The organism is Ferrovum myxofaciens (assembly GCF_000735045.1).
Taxonomy (GTDB): Bacteria; Pseudomonadota; Gammaproteobacteria; order Burkholderiales; family Ferrovaceae; genus Ferrovum; species Ferrovum myxofaciens.
Genome location: NZ_JPOQ01000411.1, coordinates 1 through 403, shown reverse-complemented (window position 1 = coordinate 403; position 403 = coordinate 1). Strand labels below are relative to the sequence as shown.

Here is a 403-nt window from a genome sequence, read left to right as displayed (position 1 = left end):
GGATGGGTGTAAACCAGAAGTTTCATGCCGGATTCCCGGGCCATGTAATCCCGAAAGAGGTACATCTCCTGGAATTTCCAGCGCGTATCGACATGGAGTAGTGGAAAAGGGGGCGTGGCAGGGTAAAATGCCTTGCGGGCCAGATGCAACATGACGCCGCTGTCCTTGCCGATGGAATACAGCATGACGGGGTTATCGGCTTCTGCCACGGCCTCCCGAATGATATGGATGCTTTCTGCTTCCAGGCGTTGCAGGTGTGGATTGATTTGATGAGATGAACGGAGGGGGCGGCTCTGCGAATCCAGGTCGAGTACCGGAGGGTAGGGCAACAGGTTCCATCCAGAAGCCGTTGTACTCTGTCGACAAAGGGGAACCAGGGAGCCATGGGGAAATACCGTGAAAG

The 403-nt window shown here is 55.3% G+C and carries 1 protein-coding gene; it reads right to left on the bottom strand.

What is annotated here, in order from left to right; genetic code table 11:
- The coding region (locus IV91_RS19370) for a phosphoadenosine phosphosulfate reductase domain-containing protein (protein ID WP_031599517.1) at positions 1-403 on the bottom strand (403 nt) is incomplete at both ends.